This is a genomic window from Brevundimonas sp. ALps5 (genome assembly GCF_058681645.1).
In genome coordinates, this window is the sequence record NZ_CM178744.1 from 631,213 (window position 1) to 645,960 (window position 14,748).

The 14,748-nt window shown below is 69.5% G+C and carries 18 protein-coding genes; 9 read left to right on the forward strand and 9 right to left on the reverse strand.

Annotated elements, in window-relative coordinates; genetic code table 11:
- Nucleotides 1-163 precede the first annotated feature (163 nt).
- Together ACW172_RS02885 and ACW172_RS02890 are read left to right on the forward strand one after the other, a co-directional pair.
- A complete protein-coding gene (locus tag ACW172_RS02885) occupies nt 164-1,423 on the forward strand; it encodes a S8 family serine peptidase (protein ID WP_492033685.1) in 1,260 nt (419 codons plus the stop codon).
- 105 nt (nt 1,424-1,528) lie between these two features.
- The gene (locus ACW172_RS02890; protein ID WP_492033686.1) at nt 1,529-2,218 is read left to right on the forward strand and encodes a hypothetical protein; all 690 of its coding nucleotides are present in this window, start codon (nt 1,529-1,531) and stop codon (nt 2,216-2,218) included.
- Nucleotides 2,219-2,267: 49 nt separating this feature from the next.
- Here the strand turns inward: ACW172_RS02890 and ACW172_RS02895 are convergent, their stop codons facing one another.
- From ACW172_RS02895 to queC, 3 genes are read right to left on the reverse strand one after another with little or no spacing between them, the layout of a single operon-like run.
- Nucleotides 2,268-2,633 carry a 6-pyruvoyl trahydropterin synthase family protein gene (locus tag ACW172_RS02895; protein WP_492033687.1) on the reverse strand — a complete coding sequence of 122 codons (366 nt, stop codon included), beginning with the start codon at nt 2,631-2,633 and terminating at the stop codon, nt 2,268-2,270.
- Nucleotides 2,634-3,269, reverse strand: a complete 636-nt coding sequence (gene queE / locus ACW172_RS02900) for a 7-carboxy-7-deazaguanine synthase (RefSeq protein WP_492033688.1) — start codon at nt 3,267-3,269, stop codon at nt 2,634-2,636.
- Nucleotides 3,266-3,994 (reverse strand): 7-cyano-7-deazaguanine synthase QueC, encoded by a 729-nt coding sequence (gene queC / locus ACW172_RS02905; RefSeq protein WP_492033689.1) that lies wholly within the window; start codon nt 3,992-3,994, stop codon nt 3,266-3,268. Before queC ends, queE begins: the two co-directional genes overlap by 4 nt.
- A gap of 233 nt (nt 3,995-4,227) precedes the next feature.
- Between queC and ACW172_RS02910 the strand changes: the two genes are divergently transcribed.
- Nucleotides 4,228-5,850, forward strand: a complete 1,623-nt coding sequence (locus tag ACW172_RS02910; protein WP_492033690.1) for a response regulator — start codon at nt 4,228-4,230, stop codon at nt 5,848-5,850.
- On the opposite strand, the gene ACW172_RS02915 is transcribed toward ACW172_RS02910, so the two are convergent.
- On the reverse strand, nt 5,847-6,881 hold the full coding sequence (locus tag ACW172_RS02915) for a ligase-associated DNA damage response exonuclease (protein WP_492033691.1): 1,035 nt from the start codon (nt 6,879-6,881) through the stop codon (nt 5,847-5,849). The two genes, ACW172_RS02910 and ACW172_RS02915, sit on opposite strands and share 4 nt — an antisense overlap.
- A 59-nt stretch (nt 6,882-6,940) precedes the next feature.
- Here ACW172_RS02915 and ACW172_RS02920 point away from each other — a divergent pair, with 59 nt between their 5' ends.
- The 6 genes from ACW172_RS02920 (at nt 6,941) to ACW172_RS02945 (ending at nt 9,926) form a co-directional block, all read left to right on the forward strand.
- The gene (locus tag ACW172_RS02920; RefSeq protein ID WP_492033692.1) at nt 6,941-7,432 is read left to right on the forward strand and encodes a PaaI family thioesterase; all 492 of its coding nucleotides are present in this window, start codon (nt 6,941-6,943) and stop codon (nt 7,430-7,432) included.
- Entirely contained in the window at nt 7,429-7,827 is a 399-nt protein-coding gene (locus ACW172_RS02925; RefSeq protein ID WP_492033693.1) for a PaaI family thioesterase, read from the forward strand. Before ACW172_RS02920 ends, ACW172_RS02925 begins: the two co-directional genes overlap by 4 nt.
- A 59-nt stretch (nt 7,828-7,886) precedes the next feature.
- On the forward strand, nt 7,887-8,231 hold the full coding sequence (locus tag ACW172_RS02930) for a hypothetical protein (protein WP_492033694.1): 345 nt from the start codon (nt 7,887-7,889) through the stop codon (nt 8,229-8,231).
- Between the two features lie 91 nt (nt 8,232-8,322).
- On the forward strand, nt 8,323-8,691 hold the full coding sequence (locus ACW172_RS02935; protein WP_492033695.1) for a hypothetical protein: 369 nt from the start codon (nt 8,323-8,325) through the stop codon (nt 8,689-8,691).
- A gap of 89 nt (nt 8,692-8,780) precedes the next feature.
- Nucleotides 8,781-9,209: a hypothetical protein gene (locus ACW172_RS02940; protein WP_492033696.1), complete on the forward strand. Its 429-nt coding sequence runs from the start codon at nt 8,781-8,783 to the stop codon at nt 9,207-9,209.
- Nucleotides 9,210-9,281: 72 nt separating this feature from the next.
- Complete coding sequence (locus tag ACW172_RS02945; protein ID WP_492033697.1) at nt 9,282-9,926, forward strand: S24 family peptidase; 645 nt, start codon at nt 9,282-9,284, stop codon at nt 9,924-9,926.
- A 64-nt stretch (nt 9,927-9,990) separates the two neighbouring features.
- Here the strand turns inward: ACW172_RS02945 and ACW172_RS02950 are convergent, their stop codons facing one another.
- The 5 genes from ACW172_RS02950 to ACW172_RS02970 all read right to left on the reverse strand — a co-directional run bounded on the left by ACW172_RS02950 (nt 9,991) and on the right by ACW172_RS02970 (nt 14,700).
- Nucleotides 9,991-10,455, reverse strand: a complete 465-nt coding sequence (locus ACW172_RS02950) for an SH3 domain-containing protein (protein ID WP_492033698.1) — start codon at nt 10,453-10,455, stop codon at nt 9,991-9,993.
- Between the two features lie 78 nt (nt 10,456-10,533).
- The gene (locus ACW172_RS02955) at nt 10,534-10,914 is read right to left on the reverse strand and encodes a hypothetical protein (protein WP_492033699.1); all 381 of its coding nucleotides are present in this window, start codon (nt 10,912-10,914) and stop codon (nt 10,534-10,536) included.
- Nucleotides 10,915-10,987: 73 nt separating this feature from the next.
- Nucleotides 10,988-12,658, reverse strand: coding sequence for a lysine--tRNA ligase (locus ACW172_RS02960; protein ID WP_492033700.1), 1,671 nt, complete (start codon nt 12,656-12,658; stop codon nt 10,988-10,990).
- 74 nt (nt 12,659-12,732) lie between these two features.
- Nucleotides 12,733-14,175: a response regulator gene (locus ACW172_RS02965; RefSeq protein WP_492033701.1), complete on the reverse strand. Its 1,443-nt coding sequence runs from the start codon at nt 14,173-14,175 to the stop codon at nt 12,733-12,735.
- A gap of 57 nt (nt 14,176-14,232) precedes the next feature.
- The gene (locus tag ACW172_RS02970; protein WP_492033702.1) at nt 14,233-14,700 is read right to left on the reverse strand and encodes a hypothetical protein; all 468 of its coding nucleotides are present in this window, start codon (nt 14,698-14,700) and stop codon (nt 14,233-14,235) included.
- Nucleotides 14,701-14,748: the final 48 nt, after the last annotated feature.

Genomic DNA, 14,748 nt, shown 5'->3' on the forward strand with positions numbered 1-14,748 from the left:
TCGGTCATGTGGGATGGAACGACCGGGCTCCGGCGTTTCATCCCGCAGGATGCTTATTCCGTCATTGCCGCCGCCGCGCCAATGGCTTTCACTCATCGGGCACGGAGCCACGACCATTTCCCGCACGCTGAAAACCCTGACGATTCTGCTCGCAGCCCTTGCGGTGGCCGCCCCGGCCCTCGCCCAGGTCGGCCTGCCCGGAGGAGGCGTTTCGGGAGGTCTCGGTCAGTTGCCCTCCACCCTGCGGGACACGGTCGGCAGTGCGACCGACCGCGTCGACGCCCTGACCGGTCAGGTTCAGGCCGGCGCCGAGGACGCCCTGCGTGCGCCGTCGCGCCTGACCGCCCTGATCCGCCGCTCACGCGGGGCGCTGGAGGCCGATCCGCAGGGCTGGCCCGTCGTCAGCGGCGAACTGGTCGCCGTCGGCATGAGCGCCGAGGCCCGCCGCGCCGCCCTCGCCGAAGGCTTCACCGTCGTGCGCGAGGAACGGCTCGAGGCGCTGGACCTGACCACCGTCGTCCTCGCCCCGCCGCGCGGCCGTTCGCTTCGGCTGGCGCTGCAGCGGCTGCAACGGCTCGACCCGGCGGGAGACTACGCCTTCAACCATGTGCACCAGCCGGCGGGCGCGCTCGAACCCGCGCCTGCGCCGACCGCCGCCGCCCCGGCTCAGGCCACCAGTTCCGCCCGCCTCGGCCTGATCGACACCGGGATCGAGGCCACCCACCCGGCTCTCGTCGGGTCGCGCGTGACCCAGCGTGGCTTCGCCGGGCCGCCGCGCATGGGCGGCCATGGCCTCGCCGTCGCCTCCCTGATGGTCGGCCGCGCAGCGAACTTCACGGGCGCCGCCCCCGGCGCGGCCCTCTGGGTCGCCGACGTCTATGGCGGCAGCCCGACCGGTGGATCCTCCACCGCCCTGGCCGAGGCCCTGTCCTGGATGGTCGAAAGCCGGGTGCAGGTGGTCAACATCAGCCTCGTCGGCCCGCGCAACGCCCTCGTCCAGGCGGCCGTGCGACAGGCCGAGGCGCGCGGCCTGACCCTCGTCGCCGCCGTCGGCAATGACGGCCCCGCCGCCCCGCCCCTCTATCCGGCCGCCTATGATGGCGTCGTCGGGGTCGCGCCCGTCGACCGCCGTGACCACATCCTGCCCGAGGCCGGGCGCGGGCCGCAGGTCGACCTCTCGGCGCCGGGCGCCGACATGGCGGCGGCGGGCGTCGCCGGAAGCTGGGTCACGGTGCGGGGCGCCTCCTTCGCCTCCCCCCTCGTCGCGGGCCTGCTGGCGCGCGCGAGCCTGTCGTCGCTCGAACGCTCGGCCCGCGATCTGGGTCAGCGCGGCGCCGATCCAGTCTATGGCCAGGGCCTGGTCGGCGAGACCCTGCGCACCGCCCCGGACGCCGTCGGCGCCCGCCAGAGACTGGCGAACTGAGAGCCTTGGAAAAAAGTTTTCAGCCGCCGGGATGAAAGCCGGAGGCCCCGTCGTTGGACCTTGTGAGGACGGATCAACCGCCCGCGAAATCGCAAGGAGTTTCCAATGCGCAAGTCCATGATGCTCATCACCGCCGCCGCCTTCACCCTGACCCTGGCGGGCGGCGCACAGGCCCAGATCCTGGGCGGCGGCGGCGGCCTCGGGGGCGGCCTGGGCGGCGGCCTCGGTGGTCAGATCGGCAGTGGTCTGGGCGGTGGCCTCGGCGGCGGCCAGATCGGCGGCAACCTGACCGGCTCGGGCATGCTGAACGGCACGGTCAACGGTTCGGGCGTCACCGGCGCCGTGGACCAGACCATGACCCGCGCCGAACGCGCCGCGGCCCGCGCTGAAGCCCGCGCCGCCCAGGCCCGCGCCCGGGCCGAGCGCACCGCCGGCGCGGCCCGCGACCGCGCCACGTCGACCGCCGCCAGCGGCGTCAGCACGGCTCAAGGCGCCGCCGGGTCGGCCGTCTCGACCGCCCAGGGCCTCAGCTCCTCGGCCAGCGGCTCGGCCTCCGGCGCCCTGAACGGCGCGGCCGGCGCCGCCAACGGCTCGGGCGTTTCGGCCTCGGGCTCCGGTTCGGGCACTGGCGCCGGTTCGGTGACCACCCCGCGCGGCCGTCAGATCGACGCCGGCGGTTCGGGCTCGGCCAACGGTTCGGCCTCGGCCAACCGCAACGGCGCCTCGGTCAACCTCGGCGCCAATGCGAGCGCCAACGGCTCCAGCCAGCGCCCGCAATCCACGACCCCGAACTAAGGTCGCAAAAACGAAGAAGGCCGCCGGTTCGCCCGGCGGCCTTTGCGTGTCACAGCGTCAAAGTGCACCGCTCGTGGATCGTCGGCCGCGCCACGGTGATCCGCGACAGCCCCGGCCAGTCGGGCTTCAGCCGGTCAGCGAACCACAGGCACAGATGCTCCAGCGTCGGCAGCTCCAGACCGGGCTTTTCGTTGAGCAGGCCGTGATCCAACTCCTCCGCCGCCGCCTTCAGGGCGCGGTCCAGGGCGCCCAGGTCCGCGACCCAGCCGTGGCCGTCCAGCGTCGTCCCCTTCACGGTCGCCTCGACCTGGAATGAATGGCCGTGCATCCGGCGATAGATGCTGCCCTCGGGCTCGTTGGGGAAGTGATGCGCCGCGTCGAACGTCGCGGCCTTGGTGATCTCGAACTCGGTCATTCAACGCACGCCAATGTATTTATGGGTCTGGACGCTCAGCCGCCACTGCGGGTGCGTCAGGCAGTATTCGATGGCCGCCTCGGTGTTGGCGGCCTGGTCGGGGCCGTCCATCGGCTGCAGCCAGAAGCGCTCAAAATCGAGGCCCTCGAACCGATCCGGTTGGGCCAGGGCCTGCGGATAGACCAGCTTCAGTTCGGCGCCGGAGGTCTGGACCACGGCGGCGTCGGCCTTGGGGCTGACGCAGATCCAGTCGATGCCCTCGGGCGCGGCGACGGTGCCGTTGGTCTCGACCGCGATGTCGAACCCCCGCGCCTTGAGCGCCGCGATCAGGGGGGCGTCCAGCTGCAGCAGGGGCTCGCCGCCGGTGCAGACGACCAGGCGCGGATCGCCCTCACGACCGCGCCAGAACGACGCCACGTGATCGGCCAGCGCTTCCGCGTCGGCGAACTTGCCGCCGCCGTCGCCGTCCACGCCGACAAAGTCGGTGTCGCAGAACGCGCAGACGGCCGAGGCCCGGTCGCGCTCCAGCCCGTTCCACAGATTGCAGCCGGCGAAGCGGAGGAAGACGGCGGGCCGTCCCGCCTGTCCACCCTCGCCCTGCACCGTCAGGAAGGCCTCCTTGACCGCATAGGTCATCCGGCTACGGCCTCGTTCGACCACTCGGCATAGCCGGCGGCGCGCAGTTCGCAGGCCGGGCAGGTCCCGCAGCCGAAGCCCCAGACGTGGCGGTGCGACCGGTCGCCGAGATAGCAGGTGTGGCTCTCCTCGACGATCAGCTCGACCAGCCTCTGGCCGCCAAGCCGCTGCGCCAGAGCCCAGGTCTGGGCCTTGGTCAGGGCCATCAGGGGGGTGTCGATCGGCACGGGCTTGTCGAGGCCCAGGGTCAGGGCGCTGGACATGGCGTCGATGGTCGCGCGGCGGCAGTCGGGATAGCCCGAGAAGTCAGTCTCGCACATGCCGCCGACCAGCACGTCCAGACCGCGCCGGTCCGCCAGAGCGGCAGCGCAGGTCAGGAAGACCAGGTTGCGGCCCGGCACGAAGGTCGTCGGCAGACCCCGGGCGTCGATCTCGATGGCGCGGTCCGTGGTCATCGCCGTCTCGCCGATGGCGCCGAAGCCGGTCAGGTCGACGATGTGGTCGGGACCCAGCCGGTCGGCCAGCTCGGGCAGGACCTTCGCCATGCCGTCGCGAACCCGCTGACGGGCCTGCATCTCGACCGCGTGGCGCTGGCCATAGTCGAAACCGACGGTCTCGACGCGCTCATAACGCTCCAGCGCCCAGGCCAGGCAGGTGGCGCTGTCCTGACCGCCCGAGAACAGGACCAGGGCCGATGAAGAGGGGGAATTCTGGAAATCGCTCATGACAAGTCTGCGGTCGGCCATATGGCCGCGCGCATTGGGGTCGCCTTCGGGATGAAACTTCGGCGGCTTCTCTACACGAAAACGGCCCCCGGCGCAAAAGCCGCAGGCCCCGCCCCGCCTGACCCATTGGCCGAACAGGCAATTTTCTCAATCTGAGAAAATCCCCGCCCGCTTAACCCTTCTGAAAATGGTTCTCGGCCATTGTCCACAGGTAGAACGGAGTCCCGGCCAGTATGCCGACCATCGAAGTCCTCACGGAACGCGCCGAACCGGTAGCGCCCGACGTGCTCGCCACGGAGATTTTCGCGCGCTTCCAGCACGAGCCGGACACCCTGGTCATTCCCGTCGTCGATGACGGCCGCCCGGTCGGCCTGATCGAACGCAACGCCTTCCTCATCAAGATCGCCGGCCCCTTCGGCCATGCCCTCTACTCGGGCCGCCCGGTGACCTACGTCATGGATTCCGAGCCCGCCGTGGTCGAGGCCGGGGTCGCCATCGACGCCTTCTGCGACATCATGCTCAAGGGCGGCCCCGGCGCCCTGATGCGCGGCTTCATCGTCACCCGCGACGGCCGCTATCGCGGGGTCGGCACCGCCGTCTCCCTGCTTCAGGCCATCAATGACCAGCAGCGCCGCCAGAACGCCGAACTGGCCGATCAGCAGCGCGCCCTGACGGATTCCCGCACCCAGGCCCTGGCCTCGGCCCGCGCCAAGAGCCAGTTCCTGGCCATCATGAGCCATGAGCTGCGCACCCCGATGAACGGCGTGCTCGCCGTCGCCGAACTGCTGCGCCGCCAGCCGCTCAACGACCAGGCCCAGGCCCACATCCAGACCATCGTCGACTCGTCCGAGACCCTGATCCGCATCCTGCAGGACGCGCTGGACCTGTCGCGCGCCGAGGCCGGGGAGCTGGAGCTTTCGCCCGTCGCCACCCCACTGCGCGCCATGATGGACGACGTCGAACAGCTGTGGGCGCCGCGCGCCTCGCAGGACGGCGTGACCCTGATGGTCGGTTATGAAGGCGACACCGAACTGGCCGCCGAGATCGATCCGATGCGGATCAAGCAGGTGTTCAACAACCTGATCGGCAACGCCCTGAAATTCGCCCGCAACGGCATGGTCGAGGCCCGGCTGAAGGCCTGGGTCGACGGCTCCGACATCCGCATGGAGGCCCGCGTCCGCGACGACGGCCCCGGCATCGACGCCGGGCGTGTGGACGCCATCTTCGAACCCTTCGTGCACGGCTCCGGCCCCGACGGTGCGGGCCTGGGCCTGTCCATCTGCCGCCAGATCGTCGAGCGCGTGAACGGCCGCATCTGGGCCGAGAACAACGCCGGCCGCGGCGCCACCTTCGCCTTCGACTTCGTCGCCCCGCGCAGCGTCGCCCCGGCCGAGACCCAGTCGAACGTCCAGGCCCTGGCCGAGCTGGAACTCCAGGCCAATCCGCACATCCTGATCGTCGACGACAACGCAACCAACCGCGTCGTGGCCCAGGCCCTGTGCGAGATGTTCGGCTGCACCTCCGAGACCGCCGAGGACGGCGTCGAGGCTCTGGAAGCGGTCCAGTCCCGCCCGTTCGACCTGGTCCTGATGGACATCAAGATGCCGCGCATGGACGGGGTTCAGGCGACCCAGGCCATCCGCGCCCTGACCGGTCCCGAGAGCCAGATCCCGATCGTCGCCCTGACCGCAAACGCCGACCCGGACGACGCCAAGGCCTATCTGGCCATCGGCATGGCCGCCGTGGTCGAGAAGCCGATCAAGCCCGAGCGCCTGCGCATGGCCATGAACGCCGCCCTGTCCGGCGAGACCCTGGCCCCCGCCGAAGCCGCGCCCAAGCGCGTCCGCGCCGCCTAGGCGACAGGCTCCGGAACCAGCGCCTCCTCGTCCTCCTCGTCATATCCGACCAGTCTGAGCGCCCGCGCCGGCTGGGCGTTCAGCTCGCACCAGCGCAGCAGCCCCTCCTCACGGCCGTGGGTGATCCAGATCTCCTCGGGCTTGAGCTCTGAGAAGGTCGAGGTCAGTTCGGTCCAGTCGGCGTGGTCCGAGATCACCAGCGGAAGCTCCACGCCCCTCTGCCGCGCCCGCGCCTTCACCCCCATCCAGCCAGAGGCGAAGGCCGTGACCGGGTCGGCGAAGCGCCGCGCCCAACGGTCCTGAATGGCCGAGGGCGGGGCGATGGCCACCTCCCCGCCCAGCGCATCCTTCGGCAGGCCGGTCGCGGGCAGGATCGGTCCCAGATCGACGCCTTTGCGCTCGTACAGCGCGTTCAATCGCTCCAGCGCCCCGTGGACGTAGATCGGTCGGTCCCAGCCCGCCTCTCGCAACAACCGGATGACGCGCTGCGCCTTGCCCAGGGCATAGGCGCCGACCAGATGGGCGCGGTCAGGAAACTGGCCCAGCGACTGGACCAGACGGCCGACCTCCTCGGCGTCCGGCGGGTGGGTGAAGACGGGCAGGCCGAAGGTCGCCTCGGAGATAAAGACGTGGCAGGGCGTGGGTTCGAAGCCCGCGCAGGTCGGATCGCGCCGGCGCTTGTAGTCGCCCGAGGCGACCATGGTCAGGCCCTTCCAGCCGATCACCGCCTGGGCTGAACCGAGGACGTGGCCTGCCGGGACCAGCTTGACCTCGACGCCGTTGACCGATGTCGTTTCGCCATAAGGGACCGGTTGCCGATGGACGGCGAAGTCCTCGCCATAGCGTTCGGCCATGATGGCCAGGGTCTGGGGCGTGGCCAGGACCGCGCCGTGGCCTGCCCGCGCATGGTCCGAATGGCCGTGGGTGATCACCGCCCGCTCCACCGGCCGGACCGGATCGATGTAGAAGTCACCGGGCGGGCAATACAGCCCCGCGGGCGTCGGCTTCAGCAGGTCCTCGAAACGGATCATGGGCCTAAGGTCGGCATCCGGGGCTTGCGCGCAAGGCCGCGCCCGATAAGGACGGATGGATGAGCGATACGTTCCTGACAGAAATCCTTCCTCAACTCGCGGGCGGCGCCGCCCACACCCAGGCGCTCGGCTTCAGGCTGGAAAGCGTCGAGGGTCAGATCGTGCGGCTGCGCACGCCCTGGCGCGAGGATCTGGTCGGGGATCCGGACACGGGCGTTCTCGCCGGCGGCCTGGTCACCACCATGCTCGACCACGTCGGTGGTCTGGCGACGTGGGTGGCGCTGGGCGGGTTCCAGAACATCGCGACCCTGGATCTGCGCGTCGATTACATGCGGGCGGCGCGGCCGAAGACCGACCTGATCGCCGAGGCCCACTGCTTCAAGGTGACCCGCAACATCGCCTTCGTCCGGGCCTGGGCCTTCGAGGCCGGCAGCGAGGACGGCCCCCACGACCCGGTCGCCGCCGCCCAGTCGGCCTATGTGATCACCGAGAACGCCTCCCATCGCACCGGCGCCAACCTGCGTCCCCGCACCGAGGGAGCGGCCCGATGAGCGACCTGCTGCAACGCCTGCCCTATGCGCGCTTTCTCGGCCTCGAGGGGCGGCTGGAAGACGAAACCCTGACGGTGGTCATGCCCTTCGCCGACAAGCTGATCGGCAACCCCCTGCTGCCCGCCCTGCACGGCGGATCGACAGCGGCCCTGCTGGAAATGACGGCCATCGCCCAGGTGGCCCTGGCCTATCCGCGGCTGCGCCTGCCCCGGCCGATCAACGTCACCGTCTCCTATCTGCGCTCCGGGCGGCCGGTGGACGTCCTGGCCCGGGCCCGGATCTCGCGCGCCGGGCGCCGCGTCGCCCACGTCCTGGCCGAGGCCTGGCAGGAGGACGCCACCCAGCCGATCGCCACCCTTGTCGCCAACTTCCTGCTGGATGAAAGCAACGAATAGTTGCGCACCCCGTCTACCCATGATTGCCTCATTTGGCGACACAGGATCGATATTGGGGGATGCGCATGGTTTCCGGGACTTCGGATCGCGAGAGCGCCGCGGAGGTCGCGGCTCGCAATGTGGCCGAGAGCCTGAACGCCGCCGAAGCCGCCGTGGACGCCGCCCTGAACGAGGCCCGGACCCTGACATCCATGCTCCCCGCCTCCGCCCCGGTCGCGGCCCCCGTCAGCGCCCTTGGCCGGGCGCGCATCCGTCTGGCCCGGGCCCACAGGAGTCTATCCGACCTCGCCCGCCGGGTCGGACTGGATGAGGCGACTGTCGGCCCCCTGGACAAGCCGGAGGACACTCCCCCCATCGGCGGCGGCCCGAGGCGGCGCAGACCCGCGCCGCCGCACCCCGGCTAACGGCAACGCTCTCGTAAAGGGTAAACAAATCCCTACCGGACTCTCCTAAAGCGTGTTAAGGATATGTTTACCTGTTGCTTAGGAGGGATACATGGATCGTTCTGAAGTCGTCGCCAGCGTCGCTAGCGACCTGCATGCTACTGAAAAAGCTATCGATACCGCGATCACCCAGGCCACGACCCTGGTGCAGTCGATGATCGGCGCCCGCGCCGCCCTGTCGCTGTCGCCGGTGACGGCCGCCGGTTCGCAAAGCAAGGCGATGGAAACCATCGCCGCCCTCAGCACCGCGCGTGAGGCCATCGTCGCCTGCCACGCCGAGATGCAGAAAGATCACCGCAAGCTGGGTTGGGGCATCTACGCCGTCGGTCCGCTGAACAAGCCCGACGACTGGGAAACCCCGATCGGCGGCGGCGAGAAGCCGACCGGCGTGGGCGTCACCACCCGTCTGCGCGCCGTCTGAATTCGGCGTAATGTTGGCTTCCGGTCATTCCGGATTCGCCAGACTCGTTTCAATATCGCCCCCGTGTCATTCGGCACGGGGGCGTTTTGATGTTTGATACCCTATGGTCCCAGATCGGCGCCATCTTCGTGGTCGCGATCTGCGCCTTCGCCTTCCTGAAAGGCGATGAGCCGGAGCGTGTCGCCGCGGGCGCCTACATCCTGGGCTGGTTCGCCTCCCTCCTCGCCCAGGGCGACGGCAAGCTGTTTCAGGTCCAGTGGGGCGTCTTCGCCATCGACGTCGTGATGCTGGTGGTCCTGGCTGCCCTGGTGTGGAAATCGCGCCGCGTCTGGCCCGTCTGGGCGGCGGCCTGTCAGCTGCTGGTCGTGATGAGCCACATCCTGTCCATCGCCGATGTGCGCCCCTCGGTCTCGGCCTTCCTGACGGTGGTCAATCTGGCCGGCTACGGCGTCCTGATCGCCCTGGCGGTCGGCACCTTCTGGGCCTGGCAGGAACGCCGCGCGGCCGGGCTGGAATAGGCCCGAAAACACCGCTGGCCTTAGGCTTATATTCCTGAGTACACTGTCGGCCCGTTCGCCGGACAGTGCGCCATGCCCCTCTCCCACGCCCGACTCTGGAAGGCCATCGACAACCTGGCCCGACGCGAGGGCCTGTCGCCGTCGGGGTTGGCCCGACGCGCCGGTCTGGACGCCACCAGCTTCAACCCCTCCAAACGGTTCGGCCCCTCTTCGGGATCCGGCGATTCGCTGCGTCCGCGCTGGCCGTCGACCGAAAGCCTGACCCGGATCCTGGAGGTGGCGCGGATCTCCCTGGGCGAGTTCGCGGCCCTGGCCGAGGACGACGGCCCGCCGGCGACCATCCCCCTGATCGGCCTGGCCCAGGCGGGCGCCGACGGCTTCTTCGACGACGCGGGCCTGCCGACCGGCGAAGGCTGGGACCAGACCGACCTGCCGCGCCTGAAGGAGGGGCTCTTCAGCCTGAGGATCACCGGGGATTCCATGACGCCCCTGTATCGCGAGGGCGATCGGGTCATCGTCGATCCGACCGCCACGGAGGTGCGCAAGGGCGACCGGGTGGTGGTGCGCACCACGGGCGGCGAGACCCTGGCCAAGGAACTGACGGCGCTGACGGCGCGCGCCGTGACCCTGGGCTCGATCAATCCCGCCTATTCGCCGCGGGTCCTGCCCCGCCGCGAGGTCGTCTGGATGGCGCGCATCCTGTGGGTCAGCCAGTAGCCGGGCAAGACAAAGGGCCGCCCCTTCCGGAGCGGCCCTTCCTCAATCAGCCCGAGGGCCGAACTCAGTTGGTGGTGACGTAGTGGGCGTTGACCCAGCCGCCGCCGGCGATCTGGACCCATTCGCCCGACGAACCGATGGCGCTGAAGCGCTGACCGGCGGCCAGGGTGCCACGGGTGCCGTAGTTGGTGCCCGGGCCCGAGCGGATGCGCAGGTTCGAGGTGGCGCGGTACTGGCCTTGCGCCGAGGCGGCGCGGGCGCGCTGCTGGTTACAGCCGATGTAGGACCCGGCCGCGGCGCCGGCGCCGGCGCCGACGATGGTGCCGGCCGTGCGCTCGTTGCGGGCGAGGTTGGACCCCACCACGCCGCCGAGCACGCCGCCGATCAGGGCGCCGGCCGCCTGACGGCCGCCGGGGGCGTCACAGCTGGTGATGCCGTTCGACTGGGCGGAAGCCGCCATCGGGGCGGCGGTGACGAGGGAAGCCAGGGCGGCAGCCGTGGCCAGAGTGATCTTGAGGGACTTCGACATGGCTCTCTCCATTCATCGAGGTTGGTCGATGGCAGGAAGAATGCGCCAGCTCGCCTGAAGGCTCCCCGAGCGTGGCTGTTATTTTCGGTTCATCTTTCCAGGGCGTCGCGAGAAGATCAATTCGCGGGCTGTGGCGAGGTCGCGAACCACCAGATGCTTGCGCGGAGGGAACTGGAAATCCATCACCTTGGCCCAGAGATGCAGATAGGCGTCGTCGCTGACGAAGACCGTGGTCGCGCGGACGCCTTTCTGGGTGGCGTACTGCCGGGCCGCACGCGCGACCTGCTCGACTGAGGCGTCCTGGGCCACCACGGGGACATGGATGATGCAGTCCCAGGTCCAGAGATCCGGCTCGGCCTCGCCCAGGGCGAGCAGGCTCTCCGTTGTCGCCTCGCCCGAATCCGACGGGCCGATTTTCACCAGAACGATCCGGTCTTCCCGGTCGATGACGTAGTCCAATGCATGCCTCCCCTAGGAGGCGCACGACTACACCGCAGCGCACAAATGTCGCCTATCTAACTGTAAAAGAACGCTAAATAGCGAGTTTTCCAGCCGCACCTTCTTCAATGAGTTGAATCGTCTGCGGCAGGCCGTAGATGGCGGCGAACGAACCGAAGCGCGGGCCCTGGGAGGCGCCGAGCAGCACCTCGTAAAGGGCGCCGAACCAGGCGCGCAGGGGCTCGAAGGCGTGCTCCTTGCCCACCGCATAGACCTCGTTCTGGATCAGCTCGCCGTCGGTGGTGTCGGCCGGCAGGGCCCTGAGCCGCGCCGCGAGGTCCTCAAGCGCCGCCTTCTCCTTGTCGTTGGGCAGGCGGTACGACTTGGAGGGCTTCACGAAGTCCTCGTAGTAGTTCAGCGCATGGCCCATCAGCCGGTCGAGGACCGGTTCGGTCTCGGGCGTCGCCTCCGGCAGATACTTCGCGAAATAGGCCCAGAGCTGGTCCTTGGTGGAGGCATTGGCCACGCCGACGAGATTGAGCAGCAGGGCGAACGACACCGGCGACACGGCCGACGGCGGCGATCCGGCGTGGATCGACCAGACGGCGTTGTCGATCTGCTTGGCCGGCTCCTGGGTCTTGTAGGCCTCGATGAAGGCCAGATAGTCGTCGATGGCGCGCGGAATGACGTTGAAGTGCAGGCTCTTGGCCGACTTCGGCGACCCGAACATGTACCAGCTCAGGCTCTCGGGCGTGCCGTAGCGCAGCCACTCGTCCATCGACAGGCCGTTGTTCTTGGACTTGGAGATCTTCTTGCCGTGGATGTCGAGGAAGAGCTCGAAGTTGAAGCCTTCCGGCGGCGTGCCGCCCAGGGCGCGACAGATCTTGCCGCTCTCACGCACGCTCTCGATCAGGTCCTTGCCCGACATCTCATAGTCGACGTCCAGGGCGACCCAGCGCATGGCCCAGTCGGGCTTCCACTGCAGCTTCACATGGCCGCCGGTGACGGGGACGGTGGTGCGGCCGCCCGCAGGATCATCAAAGGTGATGGTCCCGGCCTCGACGTCGCGTTCCAGCGTCGGGACCTGCAGCACATGGCCGGTGATCGGGCTGACGGGCAGGAAGGGCGAATAGGTGGCCCGGCGCTCTTCGCCGAGGGTCGGCAGCATGATGGCCATGACCGCGTCGAACCGCTCCAGCAGGGTCAGCAGGGTCGCGTCGAACCGGCCCGACCGGTAGGTCTCGGTCGAGGACATGAACTCATAGTCGAAGCCGAAGCTGTCGAGGAAGGCGCGCAGGCGGGCGTTGTTGTGGGCCCCGAAGCTGTCGTGGGTCCCGAAGGGGTCGCGGACCCGGGTCAGCGACAGGTGCAGGTCCTCGCGCAGCATGTCGGGATTGGGCAGGCCCTCGGGCACCTTGCGCAGCCCGTCCATGTCGTCTGAGAAGCAGATCAGCCGGGTCGGCCAGTGGTCGCCGGTCAGGGCGCGGAAGGCGTTGCGGACCATGGTGGTGCGCGCCACCTCGCCGAAGGTGCCCATGTGCGGCAGGCCCGAGGGGCCGTAGCCCGTCTGCAGGACCACGGGCCGTTGCAGGGCCTCGAAGGTCGCCAGGGCTTCATCCGCCTTGCCGGCGTCGATCAGCAGCTTCGCCGCGTCGCGCTCGGCGTCCGACAGCCGCTTCTTCAGCACATGGGCGAGAAGATTGCGGGCTTGTTCGAAGGGCCAGGACTTGGCCTCACGGGCGAGGGTTTCGAGGTTCTGAAGCATGGGTGGGGCTTTGACGCCTTGAGCGCCGTGGGTCAACGGCTGCTTGCGCCCCGCAGCCCTTCACCGTCCTGTCGTCAGCCGACCGCAGCCATGTTCCGGGCTCGCCAGGTTTCGCGCCACGGGGTGCAGGCCAGATCGAACAGCTTGGTCAGCAGCTCGGGCGCCTTCACGGGTTTGCCGACGCAGTCGTTCATCCCGACGTCCGCATAGGCGGCGAGTTGCTCGTCCAGCGTATTGGCGGTGACGGCGATGATCGGCACCGCCGAGGCCTCGTCGTCCAGCAGCCGGATGCGTCGGGCGGCCTCGACCCCGTCCATGACCGGCATCTGGATGTCCATGAGGATCACATCCCAGTCGCCGCGCGAGGCCGCCGCCAACCCTTGCGCGCCGTCGTCGGCCGTCTCGCAGACGATCCCCTGCATCGCCAGAAGGGCGGAGATCAGGGCGCGGTTGCTGTCGTTGTCGTCGACATAGAGGACGCGCATCGCCCGCCCTTCGTCTTCGTCGGCGGCGATGGGGCTTTCCTCGACATCGCCCGGGGCGGAGTCGGCGGTCGGTTCGACGCCGCCGTTCCAGTCCTCAAGCTGGGACAGGCCGATCATCTGTTCAACGACGGTGGCCAGACGCTCGCCCGCCGCATGGATACGGCCGACGTGATCCTGTTGCGCGGAGGCCAGACCGGCTTCGGAGAGCAGGGCCGAGAAGCCGAGCACGGCGTTCAGGGGGGTGCGCAACTCATGCGACATCTCGGTCAGGAAGCGCTGACGCGCCTCGGCCATGGCGGCCTTCTGCTCGGCGGCGGCGCGGGCGGCTTCGGCCTCGACCCGATCGGTGACGTCGCGCTCATTGAGCAGGACGCTGATCGCGCCGGTGACCGGATCCTGGAGCGGGCGGCAATCGATGTGGTGCCAGCGCGGACCGGGGCCGGTGGTCATCTGGAACAGGGCGCCGGTGGCCTGGCCCTCCATGGCGCGGGCCAGAACCCCCTCGCCGTCTTCCGGGGTCGCGAACCGCGCGACGAAGGCCGCGTCCAGACCATAGGCGGCGAAGGCGGCCGGGTTGGCGAACAGCGACTTGCCCTCGCCGTCGAACAGGCCGACGGGCCCCGAGGAGTGGCGCAGGGCCTCGACCGCGCGGCGTTCCTCGGCCTCGACCTCGACGGCGGCGGCCTCGAACAGGAGCACCTCGCGGCTGTCGGCGAGGGCGACGGTCGAGATCACCGCCTGCACCGTCACCGGGCTGCCGTTGGGATAGAAGGTCCAGTGCTCCTCGACCTCCCGCCCCTCGGTGGTCGCCGCCCGCAGGCGATCCGTTCGCGCGCGGACCGCCGGGGAGAGTTTGGAGAAGTCCCGGGCCAGAAGCTCGTCCAGATCGACCGCGCCCCATAGGGCCAGGGCGGCGACATTGGCATAGACGCCCCGGCAGCTGACCGGGTCGAACAACCACACTGGCCGCCGCAAGCGGTCCCAGGCGTCGAGCCGCCCGCCGTCGGCGAGATGTGGAAGGTCGAAACTCATAGGGGCAGCTTGCCCTAAACGGCTGAAGCAACACTTAAACCCGGGTCCGCTTCGTGGTTAGCGCCGCCGTGCGGTCAGCCCCACCACCGCGGCCCCCGCAGCGACGATCAGGGCGTCCTCGATCAGGCCGCTCTTGGTCTGGCCGATGCGGGCCATCGCCTTTTTGCGGCCAGCGAGACCGAGGTAGGCGAGCGGGATGGCGGTCCCGACGGCGAGGGCCGCGCCGGTCTTCTCGCGCCCCCTGGGGGCCAGGGCGGCTCCCGCGATGCCGGCGCTCATGACCCGGGCAAGGAGGCCGAGGAAGACGGTGCGGTCGGGTGCGGTCTTCATCTTGTCGCCGAACAGCTCGCCGACGCCCATGGCCAGGGCCCCGAATTTGAACAGGGGGTGGTCGAGCAGGACCAGCTTGCCGGGCGTGCGCTCACCCGCAAGGCGGGCGGTGGCGAGGGCGGCCATCGGGGTCATGGACCGGGCGCTGGCGACGGCGCCGATGAGGACGGAAGGCAGGAGGGGGGAGGTTTTCATACGGGACGAACGCCCCGGCTCCCACGAGGTTCAGCGCCTTGCACACTT

Coding starts and splice junctions, on each gene's coding strand:
- ACW172_RS02890 (WP_492033686.1), top strand. CDS start 1,529: ATGCGCAAGTCCATGATGCTCATCACCGCCGCCGCCTTCACCCTGACC.
- ACW172_RS02895 (WP_492033687.1), bottom strand. CDS start 2,633: ATGACCGAGTTCGAGATCACCAAGGCCGCGACGTTCGACGCGGCGCAT.
- queE (WP_492033688.1), bottom strand. CDS start 3,269: ATGACCTATGCGGTCAAGGAGGCCTTCCTGACGGTGCAGGGCGAGGGT.
- queC (WP_492033689.1), bottom strand. CDS start 3,994: ATGAGCGATTTCCAGAATTCCCCCTCTTCATCGGCCCTGGTCCTGTTC.
- ACW172_RS02910 (WP_492033690.1), top strand. CDS start 4,228: ATGCCGACCATCGAAGTCCTCACGGAACGCGCCGAACCGGTAGCGCCC.
- ACW172_RS02915 (WP_492033691.1), bottom strand. CDS start 6,881: ATGATCCGTTTCGAGGACCTGCTGAAGCCGACGCCCGCGGGGCTGTAT.
- ACW172_RS02920 (WP_492033692.1), top strand. CDS start 6,941: ATGAGCGATACGTTCCTGACAGAAATCCTTCCTCAACTCGCGGGCGGC.
- ACW172_RS02925 (WP_492033693.1), top strand. CDS start 7,429: ATGAGCGACCTGCTGCAACGCCTGCCCTATGCGCGCTTTCTCGGCCTC.
- ACW172_RS02930 (WP_492033694.1), top strand. CDS start 7,887: ATGCGCATGGTTTCCGGGACTTCGGATCGCGAGAGCGCCGCGGAGGTC.
- ACW172_RS02935 (WP_492033695.1), top strand. CDS start 8,323: ATGGATCGTTCTGAAGTCGTCGCCAGCGTCGCTAGCGACCTGCATGCT.
- ACW172_RS02940 (WP_492033696.1), top strand. CDS start 8,781: ATGTTTGATACCCTATGGTCCCAGATCGGCGCCATCTTCGTGGTCGCG.
- ACW172_RS02945 (WP_492033697.1), top strand. CDS start 9,282: ATGCCCCTCTCCCACGCCCGACTCTGGAAGGCCATCGACAACCTGGCC.
- ACW172_RS02950 (WP_492033698.1), bottom strand. CDS start 10,455: ATGTCGAAGTCCCTCAAGATCACTCTGGCCACGGCTGCCGCCCTGGCT.
- ACW172_RS02960 (WP_492033700.1), bottom strand. CDS start 12,658: ATGCTTCAGAACCTCGAAACCCTCGCCCGTGAGGCCAAGTCCTGGCCC.
- ACW172_RS02965 (WP_492033701.1), bottom strand. CDS start 14,175: ATGAGTTTCGACCTTCCACATCTCGCCGACGGCGGGCGGCTCGACGCC.
- ACW172_RS02970 (WP_492033702.1), bottom strand. CDS start 14,700: ATGAAAACCTCCCCCCTCCTGCCTTCCGTCCTCATCGGCGCCGTCGCC.